Genomic DNA, 22085 nt, shown 5'->3' with positions numbered 1-22085 from the left:
TTTTAGTTAAGTGAGAGACTGCCAGTATCGGTCATTATTCACAAAGACCGATACTGTCAGGATAATACAAAACGATGTCAAAATACGGGGATTAATTAAGGTAAGTAAATGCGGTTGTTACTTTAACGACCCCTTTGGTTTCACTGGCGATTTTCGCAACAGCGGCCCCTTCTTGGCGAGTTAAAATACCAAATAAGAACACCTCACCATTTTCAGTGATCACTTTTACTGACGATGATTTCACTGAATCACTGCCTAAAATTTGAGAGCGAACTTTGGTTGTTAACCATGTATCTGAAGATGCTGTGCCTAATGTCACAGGCTCGCCTTGGCGGACTTCGTTATAGACGTTATTCACACCTTCAACTTTAGTTGCGACTTGTTTTGCTGTATCAGCAACGGACATATCAGGGCTTTGACCTGTTAATAAGATATTGCCTTGATAAGCTGTCGCCACAATACGTGAATTGCTTTTCTTGATCTGTTCATTTTTATTTAGAGCACCAGAAACACGCGCTTCCAATGTACCATCATCAACTTGTTGTCCTAATGAGCGAGGGTCGGTTGCCGTTTTGCCTGCAACTGCAGCCGTGCCAACAACAGCGGCACCGATACAACCTTGCAGTAAAAGTGCAGAGCACAGCACTGCGGTGAGAGGAAGCAATTTCATAGTAACTCCTTAGTCATCCTGATGTGGGAATAATGTATTATCAATTAAATCGCAGAGACAATTGACTGTTAGCATCTGAACTTCCTGTATTCTGACGGTACGTTGAGAAGGAATACGAATTTCAACGTCTTGAGGGCCTAATAACCCCGCAAGCTCTCCGCCATCATAGCCTGTTAATGCAACAATGGTCATATCTCGTGTTACAGCGGCTTCAACGGCTTTAATAATGCTTCGACTGTTACCGTGTGTCGAAATAGCAAGTAGCACATCTCCAGCTTGTCCTAATGCGCGCACTTGTTTAGCGTAGATCTCATCGTGTTGCTGATTCCCCATAATGGCTGTCATCACCACGCTATCTGTGTTTAACGATAATGCAGGCAAGCTTGGGCGTTCTGTTTCAAAACGATGGATCATGCTTGCGGCAAATCGCTGTGCTGTTGCTGCTGAGCTACCGTTTCCACAGCTTAATATTTTATGGCCGTTTAATAACGATTGAACCATCATCATGGCGGCTCTGGAAATGGCATCAGGTAATGCTTCTGCTGCTGCAATTTGAGTTTGGATACTCTCTGTAAAGCAGACTTTGATTCTATCAAGCACGTTAAGACCTATATAATCTAATTTAACGAATAAATTCCGTATAATCGAGAATGTTTTTTAACCATATTAACTGGCGTTGATTAAATGCACAAACATCGAAGCGACAGTCTGATGTTTCGACACTTTCTTGGCGCTGTGCTAACCAATACTTTGCTGTACGCCATAAACGACGTCGTTTAGGGTAGGTAATGGAGCTTATCGCATCACCAAATAAGGTGTTATATCTAAAACGAACCTCAACAAATACCCATGTCCTGTTTTCCTGCATAATAAGATCAATTTCTCCGCAAGGGTATCGGACATTGCGCGCAATGAATATTAATCCTTGTTTGCGTAAATATTTTAGCGCTTTTTGTTCATAGTATCGCCCTAAAAAATAAGGGCTTTTAGAAAAATCATCCATGATTTTCTTCCTTCATTACTCATAAAACAAACCGCCATAAAGGCGGCTTATTTTTATGATAACGGAGTGTATCTATTACTGTGTAACAGGTTCAATTTTACCTTGTTTAAATTGCATCCAAGGAAGTTGTCTATAAACAGTACAGTTATCTTCAACACGTAATGAGCCTGAAATACCATTAAAATGTAATGTGCCTTTTGTCAGATCATTGTAATTGTTTGCTAATGACCATGCATCAATTCCCATAGCATAAAGACGCATTAATGAGTAATCGTTCGCAAATTTACTTGATGCTTTTTGCATTAACGGCAAATTAGCGCCAGTCATCAACGGAATATCACTAAATTGAATGCCATCCATTTCCATACGGAAATCAGGGCCTGTTCCACCTTGGTTACTACGTGAACTAACATAAATAGGTGGGCGCTTTTGGGTACTGATCGCCATATCGATCATAGGTTTAATTAAAGTCAGTTCATCACTGGTAGCAATGATGTAAACCGAATCAATCGCACCACCTGCAGATGGAATAGATTGAGAGTCTAATGGCAGAGGTGCATTTTCTGTTGGTAAAACAGGTGTTCCTGTCATTCGAATACCGACACCGCGATTAATCGATGCTTTTAAGCTTTCAACAGAACTAAAGGTTTGTTGTAAAACTGTACCACCCCCTGTACGTTGCCATTCATCAGCAAAAGTTTGTGCCATTCTTTGACCAAATTTATTATCTGGAACAATAATTAATGGATTTGCTTTTTGTTGCTGACGTAAATGTTGTGCTGCATTACGGGTTTCATCTTCAGGTGAAAGAGAAAAGAAACAGACTGTCGTTGCAGAAGGGATTGCATCTAGCTCATTTAATGCTAACACCGGTAAGCCACTTTGAAGTTCAATGGTTTTCATTACTTCTGGTTTTAGCAGTGGGCCGACAATTAAGTTAGCACCATCTTGTTGTACTTTTTTCAGTAAGACATCAATAGGTTGGCTATTAGTATCATAAACAATCACTTGGCGCGCATTTTGAGCAACGGGATCTAAACGCAGTGTGGTGTTACCTGAAAATGTAGAACTCTCTTTTTCTTTATCTTGAGTTTTTTCAGTTGTTTCTTGTGCGGTATCCGTTGTAGGCGTTTCAGTATTTTTGATGCCTAACTCTTCTAAAATTGAAGCAAGGCTGTCATCATTTTTAGGGGTTTCTGGTTCAGGTATTGCTTGAGGTTGTGGTAAACCACTTTGCGCATCAAGGAAGCCTTGGCGAATAGCCTCTCCAAATACTTTAGCTTGTCCTGTCAAAGGTAGCAATAATGCGATTTGGCTACTTGTACTAACAGAAGGCTGTGAAAGGCGTAATAATGATACAGGAAGTGTTAACGCTGCAGGATTACGAGGATAGCGAGTTTGCCATTCTCTCACTGCAGTTGATAACTTATCAGCATCATCTTTGTTATATTCATATGTGTTGAGTAAATCTAACCAACCTTGCAGGGTATTTTCATCCGCTTTGATAACCACACCACGGCGTTGTTCTGGTGTGAGTTTGGTTAGCATGAGCCATGTATCATCAATATTCTTCTGATGTAGCTCAGGATCGGTAATTAATGTTTCTAACCCAATATAGGCTCTAATAACATCTAAAGATGCTAGCCCTTGAGCATCATCAATCACTTTTTGAAATTGTTTCATCTCCATTTCTGCTTTTGCAGCGGGAGTGAGGGGTTGTTCTTGTTGCCCCGTCAGGGTACAACCTGACATAATCAGCGCAGAGAGTATCGCAGTATAGGATAAACCTGTTTTAAAACGTACAAAAATTGAGGAAAGCATACTGTACCCAGTGATGTTTTATAATTATGCTCAATTTTAAATCGGTCATTCGGAATAAACAATGAATCAACCTAATCGAGCAGCGGTAACGACATCCACACTGTACATAGTACCCACACCTATTGGTAATCTGGGCGATATCACCCAGCGGGCACTTGATGTGCTGTCTCATGTCGATTTAATTGCTGCAGAAGATACCCGTCATACAGGGCTTCTATTACAGCACTTTGCCATTAACGCACGTTTGTATGCGTTACATGATCATAATGAACAGCAAAAAGCTGATCAATTAATTAGCAAATTACAACAGGGACTAAGTATCGCATTAGTCTCTGATGCAGGTACACCATTAATTAATGATCCTGGCTATCATTTAGTCAATCAATGTCGTAAAAATGGCATAAATGTAGTGCCACTGCCTGGTGCTTGTGCTGCTATTACGGCACTTTCTGCTGCAGGGCTTCCTTCGGATCGTTTTTGTTATGAAGGTTTTTTACCAGCCAAAACAAAAAGTCGTCAAGATTGCCTACGTGAGTTGTCAGAAGAACCTCGTACATTGATTTTTTATGAGTCAACACATCGGTTGTTAGATAGTTTAGCTGATATGGTGACAGTTTGGGGTGAAGATCGCTACGTAGTATTAGCGAGAGAGCTCACAAAAACATGGGAAACTATTCAAGGTATGCCAGTGGGAGAATTACTCAAATGGGTACTTGAAGATGAAAACCGCCGTAAAGGCGAGATGGTTCTCATTGTTGAAGGCTATGAAAAACCCGTTGATAATGATTTTTCTCCTGAAGTATTACGAACACTCGCAATCTTACAAAAAGAGTTACCTCTGAAAAAAGCGGCAGCTGTGACGGCTGAGATTTATGGCGTGAAGAAAAATGCACTTTACAAACACGTTATTGAGCAAAATAGTGAAGCTCAAGACGAGTAAAGTGATTTTTTAGCTTCTTTTGCTATACATTTTCTATCAGAATCCCTATAATCCGCACCCTGAGTTGACTAGACAACCGCTGCTTTATCGTTGTCCCTTCGGGGGAGACGGATAGAGGGGAGGAAAGTCCGGGCTCCACAGGGCAGGGTGCCAGATAACGTCTGGGAGGCGCGAGCCTACGACAAGTGCAGCAGAGAGTAAACCGCCGATGGCCTGTTTACAGGATCAGGTAAGGGTGAAAGGGTGCGGTAAGAGCGCACCGCGCAACTGGTAACAGTTTGTGGCATGGTAAACTCCACCCGGAGCAAGACCAAATAGGGGTTCTTATGGTGCGGCCCGCATTGAACCCGGGTAGGTTGCTGGAGCCAGCGCGCAAGTTCTGGCCTAGATGAATGGTTGTCCACGACAGAACCCGGCTTAACGGTCAACTCACCTCATAAAAAACCCTCGATTCACATTGTGTGTCGAGGGTTTTCTACTTTTTAGGCCAATCTAAACGTATCATTACGAAATAATATCAATAAATAAGCCACGAAAATCAGCTGAGCTTTTTAATGTGATACTGTGGCTATCTTGAATAAAAGCGCCATCGCTACACTGGATTTGCCCATTTTCTTGTGTTGACGTTTGCAAATAGGTGCCACCTTTTATGGATTGCAAAAAGCCTTTCTGTCCTTTTATTGGCAATGTAATTTCATCACCCGCTTGCAAATGAATATGATAAAGCCAAATGGTTTGTCTTAACATTAACGAACCATCATCGCCGGTAGGTGAAGCTAATAATTGATATTTTAAATTTTCATCCAATATCAATTTTTGTGAGGCTAAACTTTCTTGTTGTGGACAAGCATTTAGCCACAACTGAATACGGGTTAATGGTGTATCTGGACTGCTATTTTTCTCAATATAGGTTTCTGTATTATGAGGTGAAATAAGTAAGCACTCATTTTCTTTTGCTGTGACTGTCCGCCCCATATTATCAAGGTATGTTGCTTCCCCTTGAAGAATAAGATTAACCACATCAACATGAGGATAGGTCTTTGCTTTAAACTCTGAGTTAGGGGCAAGCACTTCTTGGTTAAGCACTCTTAGCGTGCCATAGTCTAAAAAATGAGGGTCAAAATAGTGGCCAAAGGAAAATGTGTAGCGAGCTTGTAGCCAACCATAATCCGCTTTACCACACTGTTGTGCTGTTCTGTATTTTATCATGGCGGTATTTTTCGAGTAGATTATCAATATATTTATCATAGAGGTATGGACTGTCTATTGTTAGCAAGTTAATCTGGTGCCTATAATCAAATTATTTGATAGAGATAAGTATAATGAGTAAAGACAAAGCAATTACGTTGGAATCTTTACGAGTCATGGATGCCATTGATCGTAGAGGGAGTTTTGCAGCTGCGGCTGATGAACTAAATCGAGTCCCATCGGCACTCAGTTATACCATGCAAAAATTAGAAGAAGATTTAGATGTTGTCCTTTTTGACCGTTCTGGTCATAGAACTAAATTTACCAATGTTGGTAGAATGCTACTCGATAGAGGGCGTATATTACTTGAGGCTGCTGACAAATTAACGTCAGATGCGGAAGCCTTAGCTAGGGGATGGGAGCCGCATATCACTATTGTTTGTGAAGCGCTTACCCCTGCATCTCGACTCTTTCCTTTGGTTGATAAACTGGCTGAAAAATCAAATACTCAACTTTCGTTAGTCACTGAAGTATTAGCAGGGGCATGGGAAAGTTTAGAAAGTGGTAAATGTGATATTGTGATTTCACCCGATATGCATTTTCGTACTTCGTCTGAAATCAACTTTCGCCCTTTATACAATACCACCAGTGTTTACGTTGCCAGTCCAGATCACCCAATTCACAATGAACCTGAACCATTAGCAGAAGAAACTCGCTTAAAATATCGGGGCATTGCAATTGCAGATACAGCCAGAGAGCGTCCAGTTTTAACCGTATTATTATTGGATAAACAGCGCCGTTTAACGGTCAGTTCTATTGAAGATAAGCGTCGAGCGTTAATTGCTGGTTTAGGTGTGGCGACAATGCCGATTGATTTAATTGAAGATGATATTAAAGAAGGGCGTTTACGTGTTGTTGGTCCTGAATATCATCATGAAAACAATATTATTATGGCATGGCGCAGAGATAGCATGGGCGAAGCTAAATCGTGGTGTCTACGTGAAATACCTAAACTCTTTGCGAATGACAAAAAATAGTTTTTTACATTAATAATATTTATGTTTTAGATATAGATAAAATATAGACTCTAATATTAGGCGGAAGTTTCCGCCTAATTAAAAACGGATCACTCTACCGCCACTAAGACACAACCCTTTAAACAACTGAATTGCACTTTATGTCCTTCCAACGCAACAGGGATATTGTTTTTCTTTTACAGTATCTAAAAAATTCAATTCAGTCATAGGTAAATCTTCATTATAACGCTCTCCCTGCTCTCCTAATGGTACAAGGTTTTAGACGGTGTGCTTTTTTCTGGGTTAAATAATATACTGATTAACGGCTCTCACTATTAATAAAACCTACAACAGAATTGGTTGGCTTAGATGCACCACTCTATGATCATCTTCACATGGGGATACAACTGTGTCTGCTTGTAAATTATGAGGACTCATTTCATTTATTTTTTGAACAACATCAACTGTATTAATCGTTTTTTCAGTTTCTGTTGTAATTTTAAGAGATAACAGAGCAATTAAAAAATCTTATCAACAAAAAAGATCCCCTAGAGGATCTTTTTTATTTTTAAACTTGTTATTACCAGTTTTTATTGAAAATACGATCTAAGCTCCATTTACCCGGGCCTGTCACAACCAGTAATAAATATCCGCCTGCAATTGTCATATTTTTCATAAACATTAATTGGTTTGCGCCTTCAGCAAAATTACTGTGGAACAGTAATGCGGTTAAGAGAGTAAATACCGTGGTAAAGATTGCTGTTGTACGGGTTAAGAAACCAAATAAGATAGCTAATCCACCACCTAATTCTAATAAAATAGTCAGTGGTAATAAGAAACCGGGAACGCCCATTGCTTGCATATATTGCTGTGTACCTTCGTAACCACCAATTTTTCCGTAACCTGCGCTGATAAATAAAATCGGCATTAAAATACGGGCAATTAATAACGCAATATCTTCAAATTTTTTCATAATGTTTATTCCTAATTAAACTCTATTATCTGCAATATATATCTGTTTATATTTGTATTTTCGTTGGTTAACTTTCTATTTTCAGAATTAATAACCACGGCTACGGTGTGAGATATACAATAATGGGAAATTGAAAAAGAGGATATTAAGAAGAATTAACATTCTTAGACAAAAAAATTGATGTTTAATCTGAGGTTTTTTTGAAGGACTTTTGTATTGCTCGAATTAAGCCAATTGCACCGATGGCGCGTTGTCCTAATCGTATGATTTTTTTAGGGTGTTTAATACTGTAAAGAGAGATAAAACTAGCGCCTACTAAAAATGCTGGTTTTAAAGAGACTAAAATCCGCCATGTTTTATCATAAGGCTCTGTCGCATCAAGCCAAGTTTGTGTACTTTGCCCCAAATCAGAGCGCTGTTGCTGAATTTTATTCAACAACAGCTTTTTACGTCTTGAGATGACACTCTGCTTATTTTGTTTGTTCATCATGATATTGCTCCAAAAGACGTTTATCTAATTCCAGCTGTTGGCGAGTATCGCCTAATAAGGTGGAATTTCGTGCTTTTTTTAATGTCATGATGGCGCCAATGAGGGCACAGAAAAGCAAAACCGCTGTTGTAATCGCTAAAGCATAAATTCGGTATTCTAGGGGAATAACCCAAAATAGTAATATAAGCAGGCTCATTAGACCGAATGCGGTAAGTAATAAAGTGATTCCAGCCATTAAAATAAGCTGGATCAAGGTGGTTTTTTCTTCTTCCAGTTCAATGGCAATTAATTGTAGGCGAGTTTCAACCATGCCTATAACGATAGCACCAATTCTACTGAGAGAATTCAGAACCCCTGAAGCGGGGCCCTGTGGTCTTTGAGTATCACTCATTATCGATTATCGCTTGGCGAGTAGAACACCAAGAACGACACCGACAGCAGCACCAATACCTATACCAGTCCATGGGTTTTCACGAACATAGTTATCTGCTTTTCCTGCGATTTCTTTGGTGTTATCGACAATTTCTCGACTTGCATCGCTTAATTTTGCGCGAGAACCTTTTATTGCAGATTCTGCTTTAGCTCGTAGACTTTGGATTTCTTCTTTGGATTTATCTGCAGAGGAGTTGAGTACTTCTTCTAGAGTATCAGCAAGAGATTTTAATTCACCGCGCAGATCTTCATTTGAACGTTGATGAGACATAAGTAACTCCTTTAATAGAAATAGAACGTCATACTTATAACAATAGACTAATTTTACAGCTTAATAAAATTAAATATCGACTTAAAAGTGAAAAAAAGAGATAAATCTTAATTGAATGGGAGAATTAAAAAGGGCTTAGAAGCGTGTATTCTGAAAAAAGACCTGCTCAATAAGATGAAACAGGCCTTTATTATTTTTTGCTGTGTAATTACCGTCGGAATATCTTGATAATATTTAATTCGTATTAAACTTTGGCTTTTCTTTTCTTTTTAATAACCACCCAGATGCTACCAATTAAACCGATCACTAATAAGCAAACAGGTAATAGCATAAGAATATTCATTAAATGGTGTTCATACTGACGAAACAGTGGGCTATTACCTAATATATAACCCAATGTGGTCAGTATACCGACCCATAAAAGACCACTTAGCCAATTGAAAATTTGAAAGCGGGTATTATTCAGTCCTGCAAGGCCTGCAATGGTTGGCAACAATGTTCTGACGAACGCTAAAAAGCGACCAATAAGTAATGCGGCTAAGCCATGACGATGAAAAAGCCCATGTGCGCGCTGATGATAATGTTCTGGTAGATGCGACAGCCAACTACGCACTAATTTTGTATTACCAAGCCATCGTCCTTGAAGATAGCCTAACCAACAGCCTAGGCTCGCACCTGCGGTTAAAATAAGTAAGGTCAATGGAAAGTCCATTGTATCTTTAGCAATTAACACACCCACTAAAATTAATAAGCTATCTCCTGGTAAGAAAGCTGCGGGTAATACTCCGTTTTCTAGGAATAGTATGGTGAATAATAAAATGTAGATAATCCATATTAATGAGGGATTAGCTAAGGTTTCGTAATCTTGATGCCATAGCGCCAAGAAGAGCTCTCTTACGATTTCCATATAAAAGGCTTCCTAAAACTGAGTCATTTGGGGGTAAATGTAAATTCAATAAGTGTTGTAATCCATTTACCCGTTTTTCACTTCATAGGGTCTATTTTTCATTGTTTAAAACAGCAACACTCTAACAAAATCAGGAAAAACTAGACAGAAAATTTTTTAACTCTATTACGACATAACTTACCCATAGATATGGGATCTTGAAAAATAGACATCTAATCTCTTTTCGAGTTCAGAATAGGAAATTTTTCAAAAGAAAACCTTAAGAGCTAGAATGCTAAGAAGAGAAATATCACATTTTGTTTTAATCAAGAAAGATAAATTTTTAATAACTTTTGAAAGAAAATAAAAGGTTATCTTATTTATACCACCATCATTTTTTGTATATTATTTATACAGTTATAAGTGGGTAGCATGATTAATTGTTAGTGATTATGTTAAGAAAAAAAACGTTCGATTGATTAAAAGAATAAAAAATAAGAGAGGGAAAATAAAAAACAAGTAATACGACTAAGTATAACTCACTGATAACAATAATTTCTTTCATTTCTAATTGGTATACTAAAAAGAACAAAACCCTATTATGATCACAGATATGTTATTTATTTGTTAACAATAACGGTTAATGCTGTATATTTTGCATAATCAGCTTTTCAGCACGATTCAATTCCTTATACTGGCATTGCAAACACTCAAAAATGCCTTTTTTAAATATTATTTTAAGTAATGGAATAGCTATGGATAAACAACAATCCAGAGTCTTCAGCCTGTTCTTTAAGGGAAGTCTCGTCAAACAAATACTCGTTGGTTTAGTTGCAGGGATCTTACTCGCTTGGTTAGCACCAGAAGTTGCCAAGATGATGAGTTTATTAGGTACTCTATTTATTAGTGCTCTAAAAGCTGTTGCGCCAGTATTAGTATGGGTGCTGGTAATGGCTTCGATTGCTAATCACCGCCAAGGGCAAAAATCAAATATTCGCCCTGTGTTAATTTTATATCTGTTAGCCACGTTCTTCGCTGCATTAACTGCCGTTGTTGCAAGCTTTATGTTCCCATCAGTTTTAACGCTAGTTGTTAATGAATCACAACTGTCACCACCTGAAAATATCGCTGAAGTGCTTAAAGGGGTATTAATTAATGTGGTCGCAAACCCTGTTGATGCGCTTATCAATGGTAACTACATGGGGATCTTAGCGTGGTCTATCGGGTTAGGCTTAGCGTTACGCCATGCAAGTGATACCACTAAAGCTTTAACGCAAGATTTAGCGGACGCAGTAACAAATTTGGTACGTGTTGTAATTCGTCTAGCCCCTATCGGTATTTTTGGTTTAGTGTCGTCAACTATCGCAACAACTGGTTTTGAAGTTTTAGCGGGTTATTTGCAGGTTCTGATTGTACTGATTGGTTGTATGCTGTTTGTTGCTTTGGTTGTGAATCCACTGATAGTATTTTGGAAAATCCGCAGTAATCCATATCCATTAGTATGGGCATGTTTGCGTGAAAGTGGTGTAACTGCTTTCTTTACTCGTAGCTCAGCAGCAAACATTCCTGTGAATATGGCAATGTGTCGTCGTATGAATTTAGATGAAGACACTTATTCTGTTTCAATTCCATTAGGTGCGACCATCAATATGGGTGGTGCAGCAATTACTATCACGATTTTGACATTAGCAGCAGTAAATACATTAGGTATGCCTGTTGATGTGCCAACAGCACTATTATTAAGCCTTGTTGCTGCAGTTTGTGCATGTGGTGCATCTGGTGTTGCAGGGGGATCTTTACTGTTAATTCCACTGGCTTGTAGCATGTTTGGTATTAGCAATGATATCGCTATGCAAGTGGTCGCCGTGGGTGTGATGATTGGTGTATTACAAGATTCAGCTGAAACCGCACTGAATTCATCAACAGATGTTCTCTTTACTGCAACAGTCTGTATCGCAGAAGATAATCGTATTTCAGATAATCCATTAACTGAAAAAAATAATGGGTAAAAAAGGTAAGTAGTAAGACAGGAAGAGCTGTAAAAATAATAATCAATAATAAAAAAATAGAACCCCACATTTTTATGTGGGGTTTCTTTTTACTTATAACTTAAGCACTGAAAAAAGATTAAATATCGAGTGCTAATTCTGTTCCTTGCCTAATAGCGCGTTTTGCATCTAATGCGCTGGCATCTTTAGCACCGCCAATAAGATGGACTTTTGTATGGCTATTTTCTAAAGAAGCAAGCAAAGGATGATAAGCGCGCTGCCCTGTACATAATATAATATTATCAGCCACAAGAAGTTGTTGTTTTCCATCTTGTTCAATAACAAGACCTTCTGGCGTAATTTTTTGATAATGGCAATGTGTTAAGAATTTAACGCCTTTTTTCTCTAATGTTAGCCGATGTATCCAACCTGTCGTTTTACCTAAATTCAATCCTATTTTTCCGGCTTTACGTTGAGTCATAACAATATGTTTATTATCATCTTTTAAGTGATTTTCTGGTTTTATACCACCACGATATGAAAGTGTCGGATCAATACCCCATTCTTTGTTAAAAGCGCAGGGGCTTAGACTACTACATTGCCCTTTTTGTGTAAGATAGAGGCCAGTATCAAAGCCAATACCTCCACTACCAATAATTACGACGCTTTTACCTACAGGTTGATGGTGCTTTAAAACATCCAAATAAGTTTTAACAATTATATTCTCTCGGCCTTCTATATCAGGAAGGTGCGGTGTTACACCGCTGGCTAAAACAATCTCATCAAAGTGTTCAAGATGATGAGGAGTGGCTTCGGTATTATTTTTAACAATCACACCAGTGAGTTGTAGCTGTCGCTTAAAGTAGCGCAAGGTTTCCTTAAACTCTTCTTTTCCAGGAATTTGACTAGCAATGTTCAACTGCCCACCAATAACATCTTCTTTTTCAAAGAGTGTTACATGGTGACCTCGTTTAGCGGCTGTTATAGCAAAAGATAATCCCGCTGGCCCTGCGCCGACAACAGCCAGCTTTTTGGGCCGTTGGGTTGGGATAACTAAAAGTTCAGTTTCTCGACAAGCAAACGGATTAACTAAGCAAGAGGCTGTTTGCCCTGAAAATATTTCATCAAGACACGCCTGATTGCAAGCAATGCAAGTATTGATTTCATCTTCACGCCCTAGCTGTGTTTTTAGAACAAATTCAGGATCAGCAAGAAAAGGACGCGCCATTGAAACCATGTCGGCACAGCCTTCCGCTAAAATAGCTTCTGCGGTTTGTGGTGTGTTAATGCGGTTTGATGTAATAAGAGGAATATTCACTTTGCCCATTAATTCGCGTGTTACATTCGCAAATTGGCCTCTTGGGACCATGGTGGCTATCGTTGGAATTCGGGCCTCATGCCAGCCAATCCCTGTATTGATCATTGTAGCGCCCGCTTTCTCAACAGCTTTGGCAAGATAAACCACCTCTGATGCATCTGAACCATTCTTAATTAAATCCAGCATAGAAAGACGATAAATAATAATAAACTGCTCACCGACTGCTTTTCTTATTCCATCAAGAATACGTAAAGCGAAGCGACAACGATTTTCAATATTACCACCCCATTGATCGTCTCGCTGATTCGTATGGCTAACTAAAAACTGATTAATTAAATAACCTTCAGAGCCCATGATCTCAACACCATCATAGCCCGCTTTTTGAGCTAATTGAGCACAGCGAATGTAGTCATTGATAGTTTGTTCGATTTGTTCATGACTCATTTCTGTCGGCATGAAAGGAGTTATTGGCGATTGAATAGCAGAAGGGGCTACTAAGTTAGGTTGGTAACTATAACGACCTGTATGCAAGATCTGCAAAGCAATTTTACCTCCTTGCTGATGAACGGCATCAGTAACTAATTGATGCGGTGCAAGCTGGGATCCTGACATTAATGTTGCGGCGTGTGGCAATAATACACCTTGCTTATTAGGTGATATCCCTCCTGTGACAATAAGTGCGACGCCTGCAGCAGCTCTTTGGGCATAAAATTGTGCAAGTTTTGGAGCATCTTTAGGATCTTCTTCAAGACCAGTATGCATAGAGCCCATTAACATTCGGTTTTTCAGTACAGTAAACCCTAAATCAAGGGGAGAAAATAGATGAGAATAATGTGCCATCAGATACCCTTTTTAGACTGGTCAGATGAGATAGCTATAGCATAACGAGAAGTGAGTGATTAAGAGTTCATTATGTTAATAAGTTGTGATCTTAATCATGGAAAAGGTGAATAGCACGTTATAAAGCAATAATAATCTAAGTGATTACTTAATGAGAACAAATAGTGATAATAAAAATCACACTCATTCATAATATTTCATCATATAATGTAGTGTACCTATTAATACGTATTAAAAACACACATCACTATTTTGAATTTGGAGACGTTATGATTAATAAATTTAATCAACTTGTTGACTGTTCTGATTTGGGTAAATTGGTATTACGTGTTTCTCTTGGAGTTTTAATGTTATTACATGGACTTCATAAAATGGAACCGGGCGGATTAGCTGGTATTCAGGGCATGTTAGCCAATTTTAATCTACCAGCCTTTATTGCCTACGGTACAGTAATTGGGGAAGTAGTTGCCCCTATCATGCTGATTATTGGTCTATTTACTCGTGCATCAGCACTTGTTCTAGCGGGGACAATGTTTGTTGCTGTCTTGATGGTTCACTCTGGTGATCTATTTGCATTAAACCCTAAAACAGGGGGATGGGCACCAGAAAGTGCGGGCTTTTACCTATTTGCTGCGATTGCTGTGATGTTTTTAGGTAGTGGTCGTTTTGCTGTTAAAAAAGATTAATAAATTTAATAGTCAATAAATTTGAACTTAATTTATGTGGCTTGATTAAAATTGATGAACAAACGCCCAGGTTTCTAAATGTATTTACACTAGAGCTGGGCGTTTTATTTTAGGCGAACTTTATGGCTTATCGTTTTAAACCTAAGTCGTTTTTATTTTTGAGTTGCTGGAGTTAACTTAAAGATCTTTTCATTTTCACCTAACCATTGGCGGGCTACTTGATTTATATCGTTAACACTTAATGTTTTTATAATGGCAGGATCAGTGAGTAAGCGCTGATATTGCTGGTCATCAGTTGCAACTTGTGCAAGGGCTTCTGTCCAATAACTTGCACTGTCATTTACCTGTGAATTTTCAGTTAGCCAGATATTTTTAGCCTCTTGTAACTCTTTCTCTGTAATACCTGATTGCTTAACTTCATTCACGACTCTACGAGCAAGAGCGATTAATTCATCTGCACGTTCAGGTGATGCCGTAAAGTTTAAACGGCCCGTATAGTAGCTGGTAGGCATTTTCGTTAACATTTCAGAGAACCCAAGTGAATAAATTCCACCTGCTTTTTCACGTAGGTTGAGTCTTAAACGCTGGCTGATCACCGTATCCAGCAAATTCAGCGCAAGTACTTGTTGTTGTGACCATTGAGCTGGCGCTGCATATTGAATACTTACCATACTCTTATCACTGCTTGCGAGAGGGTATGTTTTGCTAAATGAAGTCAGCTTTGGATTAATGGCAGGATCTGCCCAGAATAGACGCTGTTCAGAGCGTGTTGGGAGGCTTGCAATCCAGCGCTCAATCAGAGGTTTTACCTGATTAATATTGACAGGACCACTGATAACTAATGTCATATCAGCAGGTTGTCCTAAAATCATTTGGTTTGTTTGCTGTAATTGTTGAGCTGTAAATTGCTTCCAAGTACCCTCAGGCGAAACTACAAGGCGTTCACCATTTTGGTAACTTTCTTTATTGATATTATCTAAAAACGTGCGTTCAACGGGTGTTTTTGAAATACCTAATGCCATGGCTTGCTTCTGTTGCTCTAACTTCTCACCATTAAACTGTGGAGAAGTAATTTTTAGATGCATTAAGGTTAGCAAGGTTTCGAGTTCATCAATTGGCGCTTCGCCACGGAAACCATGGAATAACAGTTCACTGTAAGGACGCAAACTAATTTGGTGTTGCTTGGTAAATAGCGCTAATTCACGCGCATTGTAATGGCCATATCCACTTACTTCAGGTAATTTCAGTGCCCATTGCACCATACCTAAGCTTTGATTAGTTTCAAGCGATGAACCGCCCGGAATACGCAGTGAAATTTGAATATTATCTTTGAGATAACTGTCATTTTTCACAATCACTTTCACGTTATTGCTCAGAGTCCACTGTTGCGTTTTTTCAATAGGCAGTGATTGCGTTGAAACAATTGAACCTGTAAGTTCAGGTTTAATATCTAATACAACAGCTTGAGTTTTTAGGGTAAATGCGCCTGGATTTGATTGTCTAATTTCTTGCCAGCGTTGTGTAGCTTTCGTTGAATTAAACAAATTAGCATCATTATCAGGGCCAATCACAGCAACTCGTGGTGATGACTGTTTTAGATATTGAGCAAAATAAGCTGACAATGTTTCAGGGGTCACTTTATTGATTAATTGATAGCTTAAATTTAGCGCCTGTTTTTTAGTTTGAATTGGCATATCCAATTCAATTGCCGTTGTGATTTGGTTGGCTAAATAATCGTGCTCATAACGCTCTTCACCCGCGGCTTGTTGGCTTAGGCGTTTTAGCATTGCGTTACGGGCATTATCTAACTCTTCTTGAGTCACTGGAACAGAGGCTAGGCGTTGAACTTCTGTAAATAAGATATCTAATGCACCTTGATAGTCATTGCCTTTAGGGTGCGCAATCATCAATTGTTGTGAACGACGAGAGTCTAGCATTGCGCCTTGGGCATTAGCGCTAATGGAAGCTATTAAGCCATTATCAACGATAGTTGAGAAACGTTGATTTAAAATCGATAGCCATAATGAATCCATTAAATCTTCATATTGGCCTTGGCGACTGTTTAAAGGTGCTGACAAAGTACGTTGCAAGGTGAACTGTAAAATACGTGAACCTTGCTCTTTGTCGAAAATCGTTTTAACCAGTAGATCTTTATGATCGATAAAATTGTGCCAAGAAGGGTTATCAATCCCTTTATTCTCGCTATTTTTAGCGTTAAATAGCTGCTTAATATCGGCAATAGCATCGCCTTGATTAAAGTTACCAACCAGCACTAATGCCATTCTTTCTGGTTGATACCAAGTATCATAATAGCGTTTGGCCTCTTTGACATCACCGTGCTTAACGATTTCTAAATCACCAATAGGATCACGATCTAAATAACGACTACCGTAATAACGCAATTCTTCTAACTGGCGGTTAATACGAAAACCGATACCTTGGCGTAAACGCCACTCTTCAACAATAACAGGGCGCTCTTTATCAAACTCAATAGGGTCAAATGTCATTTCAAATGCCCAGTCTGATAAGATCTTTAAGCCTGTTTTAATTTGGATCGGATTTGCATTCGGTAATGACAGTTTATAGGTCGTCGCATTTAAGCTTGTCGCGGCATTAACATGACTACCTAATTTCATACCTAGACTTTCAAGTTGTTTAAAGCCCGTTGTACCCGGAAAATGAGTTGTACCTTTAAATGCCATATGTTCAGTAAAGTGTGAAAAACCGAGCTGTTTTTCATCTTCTTGAACAGAGCCACTTTTTACCAGAAGACGCATTTCAACACCCGTTTGTGAGCGTTGCAGTAAGTAGACGTCTAAACCATTGTCTAGGGTAAAATGGCGAACATCAGGGCGTAGCAATAGCGTACTTTTGTCATTTTGATTAGGGGTGCTTGTCGCACACCCTAAAAGGGAAAGACTGACTGAAACAATCAGTAATTTACGATACATATTCGGTAACTCCAGCAGGTTGAGAGGAGGACACGGTAGGGGCTTTGAGTGAAATCACATTATCTGCAATCACATGTGTAAAACGCTGGTGGCTCACTAAGGCAATACCTGTGGTTGGTAGATGTTGTTTTAGCAACTGCAACATGTTCAATGCATTTTGTTCATCAAGTGCAGAGGTGGTTTCATCTAATAAAATAAGATCAGGTTTATTGAGCAATAAACGAGCAAAAATAAGACGTTGTTGCTCACCGCCTGATAAGCGTGTTGTCCAATCCGTTTCAAGTGAAAGTTGATTTTTTATTTTGTCTAAGCCCACCAAATGAAGTGCTTCTTCATACTCTTTAGCGGAGAATTGATTAGGCTGACAAGGATAAGCGAGCAAACTGTCTAAACGAGCAAAAGGCAGATACATACGCTGTGGGATCCAACACACATTTGGTGAACGTTGAATTTCCCCTTTGAAATAAGGCCAATGCCCACTTAATGCTCTAAGCAGTGTTGATTTACCTAACCCAGAGCAACCTTCAATAACGGTTAACTCACCTGCTTTTACAGAGAAGTTAATATCTTGGATCAACAGGCTGTCATCTTGCATAAATAGAGAAAGATTAGCCTTCAATTTAATCTGTTTATCATTTAAATCTGCGACTTCTGGCTCATGATCATGCTCTAAAAGTACCACGAAGTTATAAAGACGAGTCACCGTTGCTTGCCATGCGGCAATTTCTTTATAAGAGAAAATAAACCAGCTTAATGCACCTGCAACACTAGAGAATGCTTGTCTTAATTGCATTAATCCCCCTAGCATTAATTCGCCAGCAAGGAATTTAGGTAAGGCAAAAATAATCGGTGCCATCGCAGTGGCTTGTTGATAGCCGACAGTGAAGAATGCAAGATTTCTTTCGTAGCGAATGAGGTTGTTCCAGTTACGGATAACGCCTAAAAAGCGCCCCATTAATTCATTGCGATCACTCATTTCACCACGCTGACCCGCAATCGCATCGCCATGTTGTTTACGGGTGATAAGCGCAGTACGGTAATCAGCTTCTTTACGTTGCTTATCCATATTAATTTTACGCAAGGGTGAGCCAATAAACTGCGTAATGGTGATCCCGATAATGGTATAGATAATACAAGCCCAGAACATATACCCCGGAATTGTCCACTCACTCCCCCCTAATGTGAAAGAAATTGCACCAGACAATGACCAAAGAATGGTAGCAAAAGAAATAAGGGTGAGTAACGAATGTAAGAATGTGACGGTTAAACGCATTGTTGATTCGATCAGTAAACGAATATCTTCTGCAATACGCTGATCTGGGTTATCAGGCTCTTGAGAAGTCAGTCTTAACATATAGTGTTTACTGTTTTTTGATAACCAGCGATCGAGCACTTGTTCAGTCATACCTTCTCGCCATCGAATAACCATTTTTTGGCGTAAGAAATCGCCCATTACCACGACAGTAATTAATCCTGCAATAATAATGACAAATTGTTGAAGAAGCTTGTAGAGCGCTTGTCCATCAAGTTGTTGTAATGCGTTATAAAAACCGCCATTCCATTCATTCATTTTGACATTAAACCAAACAGACGACAGGGTTAAGGTCAAAGAGACAATCAATAGAAACCAGCAGTAAAGGGCGGCACGCCGCCCCCAAAAAGGTGAAACTAAATAGAAAAATTGTTTTATTGTTTTCATTGCTTATTGGTCATATTTTTATTGTGTATCGACTTGGTTGCTCACATTAACTTCGTCAATTTATTAATAGTCGTAGCTGACTTGTAACCAGAACTGACGACCTGGTTCATACGATTTGTAATCTTTATCTTGGTAAGTGAAGTAGTCAGTCACATTTTTAGTGTTAAGGACGTTATTCACTTCAACAGAGATACCTACGCCATAAGCGAATTCAGGTTTCCAACCCAATTTGGTATCCCAAGAAAAACGACTGCTGTAATTACGTTTTTTGTATTCGAATAATGGGCCATATTCACTTGGTCTTGGGGAGCCATTATTGGCTTTCTCTGCTTGTGAACGAGCGCCATTCCATTGAAGACGGTTATACCAAGTCAAATCCAAATCATCCCAAACACTGGTAAGTTCAGCGGTGACTTTTAATGGTGAGTTAAAATTGCCAGAAGGTAAGTCTTTAGCATTGATGATTTTTCCGTCATACCATACTTTGTCATAGTTCATCCCTTGTGAACTAGGATCGAAGTTGGCATAACCAGAGTCTTTAGGCGTATTTGTTTTGCTTTTTTGCCAGCTAATAGAAGCATTAAAAACATGATCGGCTTGTGCTAATTCCCAAGGCTGACTGTTTCTCACAGAAAGCGTTAAGGTGTCGTGAGTACTGCGTCCATTATTATTAAAATGGCGAATTCTTATTTTATCTTTGTCGTCAGGATATTTGGTATCACTACGGACTTCATCGCGACCGTTACGATGAACGTATTGTAAACGCCATGTCGTTGAGGCGATTTCTTGTTGCAAGCCTAAGGTGAACTCATCGTTATAAGGGGTTTTAAGTGAATCAACACCTTCAAAGTCGGTACGGTTTTCCCAATCATTTGGATTATCGTTATCACAAGAGTAGTAGCAATGCTGTAAGCCTGCATTCTGTGCACCATAAAGTGCATAAGTCAGCATGGAGCGACCATAGTAACGGTTTACACCACCAATAATTAAGGTATTACCAGTGCCCCAAATATCATAAGTTCCGCTTAAACGTGGAGAGATATTATTTTCTTGAACAAAATCATCACGATCTAAACGTATGCCTGGACGTAATGTCAGGCGTTTATATTGGATATTATCATCAATATAAATTGCATAGTTGGTATATGAAGCATCATGTGTACCCGCTAAGAAACGAGTTGTTTGTTGTAATGAACCCATCCACTGATCATCCCATGTAGAGCCAGTATAGGTGTGGTTGTAATAGGTTTTGTCTCGAACATAGGAACCTTTGGTACGGCTAATTTCAAACCCAGTTGTTGGCTGATGGCTGACTGAGCCCCATTCAACAGGGTTAAAACGCATAATACTTTTGGCGTTATAAGTTTCTTGTTTGCTCTTCAAATCACCTTGACCACCACTGCTTATCTGCTGTGGATTTTGCCAATCGGTGTAGTCTTTAATAGTAACGAAGTAGTCTTGATCATTAGAACGTTTATCTTCAAGGTTTTGATAACCAGCAGTTAATTCTAATGAACCAAGATCAAGTTGATGTTTATAAAGTGCGGTAAAACTTAAGCCATTATGTTCATTATCATAACCTGAGTTGTAAACCGAACCAGAGAATAAATAACTTTTGTATCTAGCGATATTTGTTGATAAATCAAAGGTTTGTTTTTCTGAAATATCCCAAGAGTATTTAATAAAATAGTTATCGGAGGTACGGGTTTGATCACGATAATGCGGTGTTTGCTCAACTTGTTCTAACTGTCCATCTGGCGTAAGGATAATTCCGCCCTCTGCACTAATCATCATCGGAATGGTTGATTCACGACGTGATGCAGAGAAAATTAGCCCTGTATTGTCAGTTAGACTCGTTTCAAACCAACCACCAAAGTTTTGTTTATCGTATTTTTTCTGGAAACGAGCCGGGTTACTAAAATCATTATTTGCTGTATCAAAATTAAGCTTTGGATCAGTAAAAATATTGTTCCAGCTTGAGCGCGTTGTGCGGTAATAGGCATTGGCATGAGTTTCGCCTGACCAGCGACGGCTTTGTACTTCGACAGTCCCGCCAGTAAAGCCACCAAATTCAACAGGAATATTATTATCGTAAACCGCCACGCTATCAATTAAGCGGCTATCAAGATACATACCTTGCTCGTCACTGCTAACACGGGTGTTGGTTTCACCATTACCTGAGTTTGCTGGGTCAAAGTCATTATTAAAGCTGACACCATCAAGTTTATAGGAGTTTTGATAACTGCTAGAGCCATGAATAGAAATACGTGAGGGTTTAATTTCCCCCTGATTCATTGACGTGCTGTCATTATTGGAAAATTGAACTGCAGGGTTACTTTTTAGTAAATCAGTTACGTTTCCATCACCAGTATTACGCTGTTTTATCTCTTCTGCTGTGATGTATTGCGGAGCGGAAACAACATCGGTAGCAGGGTGATAACTGCTACCTACACCCGTGACTTTAACTTCAGGAATAACAATCGCGTTAGTCGTTGCGAGAGGACGAATAACAAATCCACTTCCTTGCGGAATAATTTCTAACCCACTACCAATTAATACTTTTTGTAATGCAGTTTGAGTTTCAAATTGACCTGAAAGTGCTGGAGCACGTAGGTTTTTAACTGAATTTGCATCAAATAAAATTTGGACTTGCCCTTGTTTTGCTATGGCACTTAATGAATCAGCTAAAGACTGTTCTGGTAAAGCCACAGAAACGGTAGATGCATAAGCGCAAGGTGCGACAATAGTCGTACTTATTAGCAACGCTAGCAGAGACCTCTTAAGGGTCCTTTTTTTGTTATTCATTTTCATTTCACCAATCCCATTCACTAACTTAATAATTGTTGTTACTAGGGAAGAGGGTGAAATGAGAATTATCCTCACCTGTAAAAAAGAATATTTTTCATATTTATT

The 22085-nt window shown here is 39.0% G+C and carries 18 protein-coding genes and 1 other RNA gene; 5 read left to right on the top strand and 14 right to left on the bottom strand.

What is annotated here, in order from left to right; genetic code table 11:
• Positions 1-91: 91 nt before the first annotated feature.
• The 4 genes from dolP to JEP40_RS09725 form a co-directional block, all read right to left on the bottom strand.
• Positions 92-670: a division/outer membrane stress-associated lipid-binding lipoprotein gene (gene dolP, locus JEP40_RS09740; RefSeq protein ID WP_198623406.1), complete on the bottom strand. Its 579-nt coding sequence runs from the start codon at positions 668-670 to the stop codon at positions 92-94.
• A gap of 9 nt (positions 671-679) precedes the next feature.
• Positions 680-1270 (bottom strand): DnaA initiator-associating protein DiaA, encoded by a 591-nt coding sequence (diaA, locus tag JEP40_RS09735; RefSeq protein ID WP_004245257.1) that lies wholly within the window; start codon positions 1268-1270, stop codon positions 680-682.
• Positions 1271-1292: 22 nt separating this feature from the next.
• A complete protein-coding gene (locus JEP40_RS09730; protein WP_198623405.1) occupies positions 1293-1673 on the bottom strand; it encodes a YraN family protein in 381 nt (126 codons plus the stop codon).
• 75 nt (positions 1674-1748) lie between these two features.
• Complete coding sequence (locus JEP40_RS09725; protein WP_198623404.1) at positions 1749-3494, bottom strand: penicillin-binding protein activator; 1746 nt, start codon at positions 3492-3494, stop codon at positions 1749-1751.
• Between the two features lie 61 nt (positions 3495-3555).
• Here JEP40_RS09725 and rsmI point away from each other — a divergent pair, with 61 nt between their 5' ends.
• Together rsmI and rnpB are read left to right on the top strand one after the other, a co-directional pair.
• Positions 3556-4434 carry a 16S rRNA (cytidine(1402)-2'-O)-methyltransferase gene (rsmI, locus tag JEP40_RS09720; protein ID WP_198623403.1) on the top strand — a complete coding sequence of 293 codons (879 nt, stop codon included), beginning with the start codon at positions 3556-3558 and terminating at the stop codon, positions 4432-4434.
• 60 nt (positions 4435-4494) lie between these two features.
• Positions 4495-4870: RNase P RNA component class A (gene rnpB / locus JEP40_RS09715), an RNA gene on the top strand.
• Between the two features lie 68 nt (positions 4871-4938).
• On the opposite strand, the gene JEP40_RS09710 is transcribed toward rnpB, so the two are convergent.
• A complete protein-coding gene (locus tag JEP40_RS09710; protein ID WP_198623402.1) occupies positions 4939-5643 on the bottom strand; it encodes a pirin family protein in 705 nt (234 codons plus the stop codon).
• A gap of 113 nt (positions 5644-5756) precedes the next feature.
• Between JEP40_RS09710 and JEP40_RS09705 the strand changes: the two genes are divergently transcribed.
• Positions 5757-6659, top strand: a complete 903-nt coding sequence (locus JEP40_RS09705; protein WP_006535295.1) for a LysR family transcriptional regulator — start codon at positions 5757-5759, stop codon at positions 6657-6659.
• 559 nt (positions 6660-7218) lie between these two features.
• Here JEP40_RS09705 and JEP40_RS09700 read toward each other — a convergent pair.
• From JEP40_RS09700 to JEP40_RS09680, 5 genes are all read right to left on the bottom strand, one after another.
• Positions 7219-7611: a DoxX family protein gene (locus JEP40_RS09700; RefSeq protein ID WP_198623401.1), complete on the bottom strand. Its 393-nt coding sequence runs from the start codon at positions 7609-7611 to the stop codon at positions 7219-7221.
• A gap of 184 nt (positions 7612-7795) precedes the next feature.
• Positions 7796-8101: a YqjK-like family protein gene (locus tag JEP40_RS09695; RefSeq protein WP_232799232.1), complete on the bottom strand. Its 306-nt coding sequence runs from the start codon at positions 8099-8101 to the stop codon at positions 7796-7798.
• Positions 8082-8492, bottom strand: coding sequence for a phage holin family protein (locus JEP40_RS09690; RefSeq protein WP_198623400.1), 411 nt, complete (start codon positions 8490-8492; stop codon positions 8082-8084). Before JEP40_RS09690 ends, JEP40_RS09695 begins: the two co-directional genes overlap by 20 nt.
• Before the next feature lie 6 nt (positions 8493-8498).
• A complete protein-coding gene (locus JEP40_RS09685; protein ID WP_198623399.1) occupies positions 8499-8804 on the bottom strand; it encodes a DUF883 family protein in 306 nt (101 codons plus the stop codon).
• 244 nt (positions 8805-9048) lie between these two features.
• Positions 9049-9711 (bottom strand): DedA family protein, encoded by a 663-nt coding sequence (locus tag JEP40_RS09680; protein ID WP_198623398.1) that lies wholly within the window; start codon positions 9709-9711, stop codon positions 9049-9051.
• A 734-nt stretch (positions 9712-10445) separates the two neighbouring features.
• Here JEP40_RS09680 and sstT point away from each other — a divergent pair.
• Entirely contained in the window at positions 10446-11699 is a 1254-nt protein-coding gene (sstT, locus tag JEP40_RS09675; protein ID WP_198623397.1) for a serine/threonine transporter SstT, read from the top strand.
• A gap of 118 nt (positions 11700-11817) precedes the next feature.
• On the opposite strand, the gene JEP40_RS09670 is transcribed toward sstT, so the two are convergent.
• A complete protein-coding gene (locus tag JEP40_RS09670) occupies positions 11818-13836 on the bottom strand; it encodes an FAD-dependent oxidoreductase (RefSeq protein ID WP_198623396.1) in 2019 nt (672 codons plus the stop codon).
• 269 nt (positions 13837-14105) lie between these two features.
• Here JEP40_RS09670 and JEP40_RS09665 point away from each other — a divergent pair, with 269 nt between their 5' ends.
• The gene (locus tag JEP40_RS09665; protein ID WP_198623395.1) at positions 14106-14522 is read left to right on the top strand and encodes a DoxX family protein; all 417 of its coding nucleotides are present in this window, start codon (positions 14106-14108) and stop codon (positions 14520-14522) included.
• A gap of 152 nt (positions 14523-14674) precedes the next feature.
• Here the strand turns inward: JEP40_RS09665 and JEP40_RS09660 are convergent, their stop codons facing one another.
• The 3 genes from JEP40_RS09660 to JEP40_RS09650 form a co-directional block, all read right to left on the bottom strand.
• Complete coding sequence (locus tag JEP40_RS09660; protein WP_198623394.1) at positions 14675-17473, bottom strand: M16 family metallopeptidase; 2799 nt, start codon at positions 17471-17473, stop codon at positions 14675-14677.
• Positions 17463-19172 (bottom strand): ABC transporter ATP-binding protein/permease, encoded by a 1710-nt coding sequence (locus JEP40_RS09655; protein ID WP_198623393.1) that lies wholly within the window; start codon positions 19170-19172, stop codon positions 17463-17465. The genes JEP40_RS09660 and JEP40_RS09655 overlap by 11 nt, the downstream gene beginning before the upstream one ends.
• 63 nt (positions 19173-19235) lie before the next feature.
• Positions 19236-21983, bottom strand: coding sequence for a TonB-dependent receptor (locus tag JEP40_RS09650; RefSeq protein ID WP_198623392.1), 2748 nt, complete (start codon positions 21981-21983; stop codon positions 19236-19238).
• Between the last annotated feature and the right edge of the window lie 102 nt (positions 21984-22085).

Origin of the sequence: Proteus vulgaris (assembly GCF_016239305.1) — a bacterium.
In the GTDB taxonomy this organism is placed as follows: Bacteria; Pseudomonadota; Gammaproteobacteria; order Enterobacterales; family Enterobacteriaceae; genus Proteus; species Proteus vulgaris_C.
Note: the sequence above shows the minus strand (reverse complement) of the source record. Positions and strands in the feature narration are given on the sequence as shown.

Excerpts from the sequence above, each read along its gene's own strand:
- dolP (WP_198623406.1), bottom strand. The coding sequence starts at position 670 with ATGAAATTGCTTCCTCTCACCGCAGTGCTGTGCTCTGCACTTTTACTG.
- JEP40_RS09730 (WP_198623405.1), bottom strand. The coding sequence starts at position 1,673 with ATGGATGATTTTTCTAAAAGCCCTTATTTTTTAGGGCGATACTATGAA.
- JEP40_RS09725 (WP_198623404.1), bottom strand. The coding sequence starts at position 3,494 with ATGCTTTCCTCAATTTTTGTACGTTTTAAAACAGGTTTATCCTATACT.
- rsmI (WP_198623403.1), top strand. The coding sequence starts at position 3,556 with ATGAATCAACCTAATCGAGCAGCGGTAACGACATCCACACTGTACATA.
- JEP40_RS09710 (WP_198623402.1), bottom strand. The coding sequence starts at position 5,643 with ATGATAAAATACAGAACAGCACAACAGTGTGGTAAAGCGGATTATGGT.
- JEP40_RS09705 (WP_006535295.1), top strand. The coding sequence starts at position 5,757 with ATGAGTAAAGACAAAGCAATTACGTTGGAATCTTTACGAGTCATGGAT.
- JEP40_RS09700 (WP_198623401.1), bottom strand. The coding sequence starts at position 7,611 with ATGAAAAAATTTGAAGATATTGCGTTATTAATTGCCCGTATTTTAATG.
- JEP40_RS09695 (WP_232799232.1), bottom strand. The coding sequence starts at position 8,101 with ATGATGAACAAACAAAATAAGCAGAGTGTCATCTCAAGACGTAAAAAG.
- JEP40_RS09690 (WP_198623400.1), bottom strand. The coding sequence starts at position 8,492 with ATGAGTGATACTCAAAGACCACAGGGCCCCGCTTCAGGGGTTCTGAAT.
- JEP40_RS09685 (WP_198623399.1), bottom strand. The coding sequence starts at position 8,804 with ATGTCTCATCAACGTTCAAATGAAGATCTGCGCGGTGAATTAAAATCT.
- JEP40_RS09680 (WP_198623398.1), bottom strand. The coding sequence starts at position 9,711 with ATGGAAATCGTAAGAGAGCTCTTCTTGGCGCTATGGCATCAAGATTAC.
- sstT (WP_198623397.1), top strand. The coding sequence starts at position 10,446 with ATGGATAAACAACAATCCAGAGTCTTCAGCCTGTTCTTTAAGGGAAGT.
- JEP40_RS09670 (WP_198623396.1), bottom strand. The coding sequence starts at position 13,836 with ATGGCACATTATTCTCATCTATTTTCTCCCCTTGATTTAGGGTTTACT.
- JEP40_RS09665 (WP_198623395.1), top strand. The coding sequence starts at position 14,106 with ATGATTAATAAATTTAATCAACTTGTTGACTGTTCTGATTTGGGTAAA.
- JEP40_RS09660 (WP_198623394.1), bottom strand. The coding sequence starts at position 17,473 with ATGTATCGTAAATTACTGATTGTTTCAGTCAGTCTTTCCCTTTTAGGG.
- JEP40_RS09655 (WP_198623393.1), bottom strand. The coding sequence starts at position 19,172 with ATGAAAACAATAAAACAATTTTTCTATTTAGTTTCACCTTTTTGGGGG.
- JEP40_RS09650 (WP_198623392.1), bottom strand. The coding sequence starts at position 21,983 with ATGAAAATGAATAACAAAAAAAGGACCCTTAAGAGGTCTCTGCTAGCG.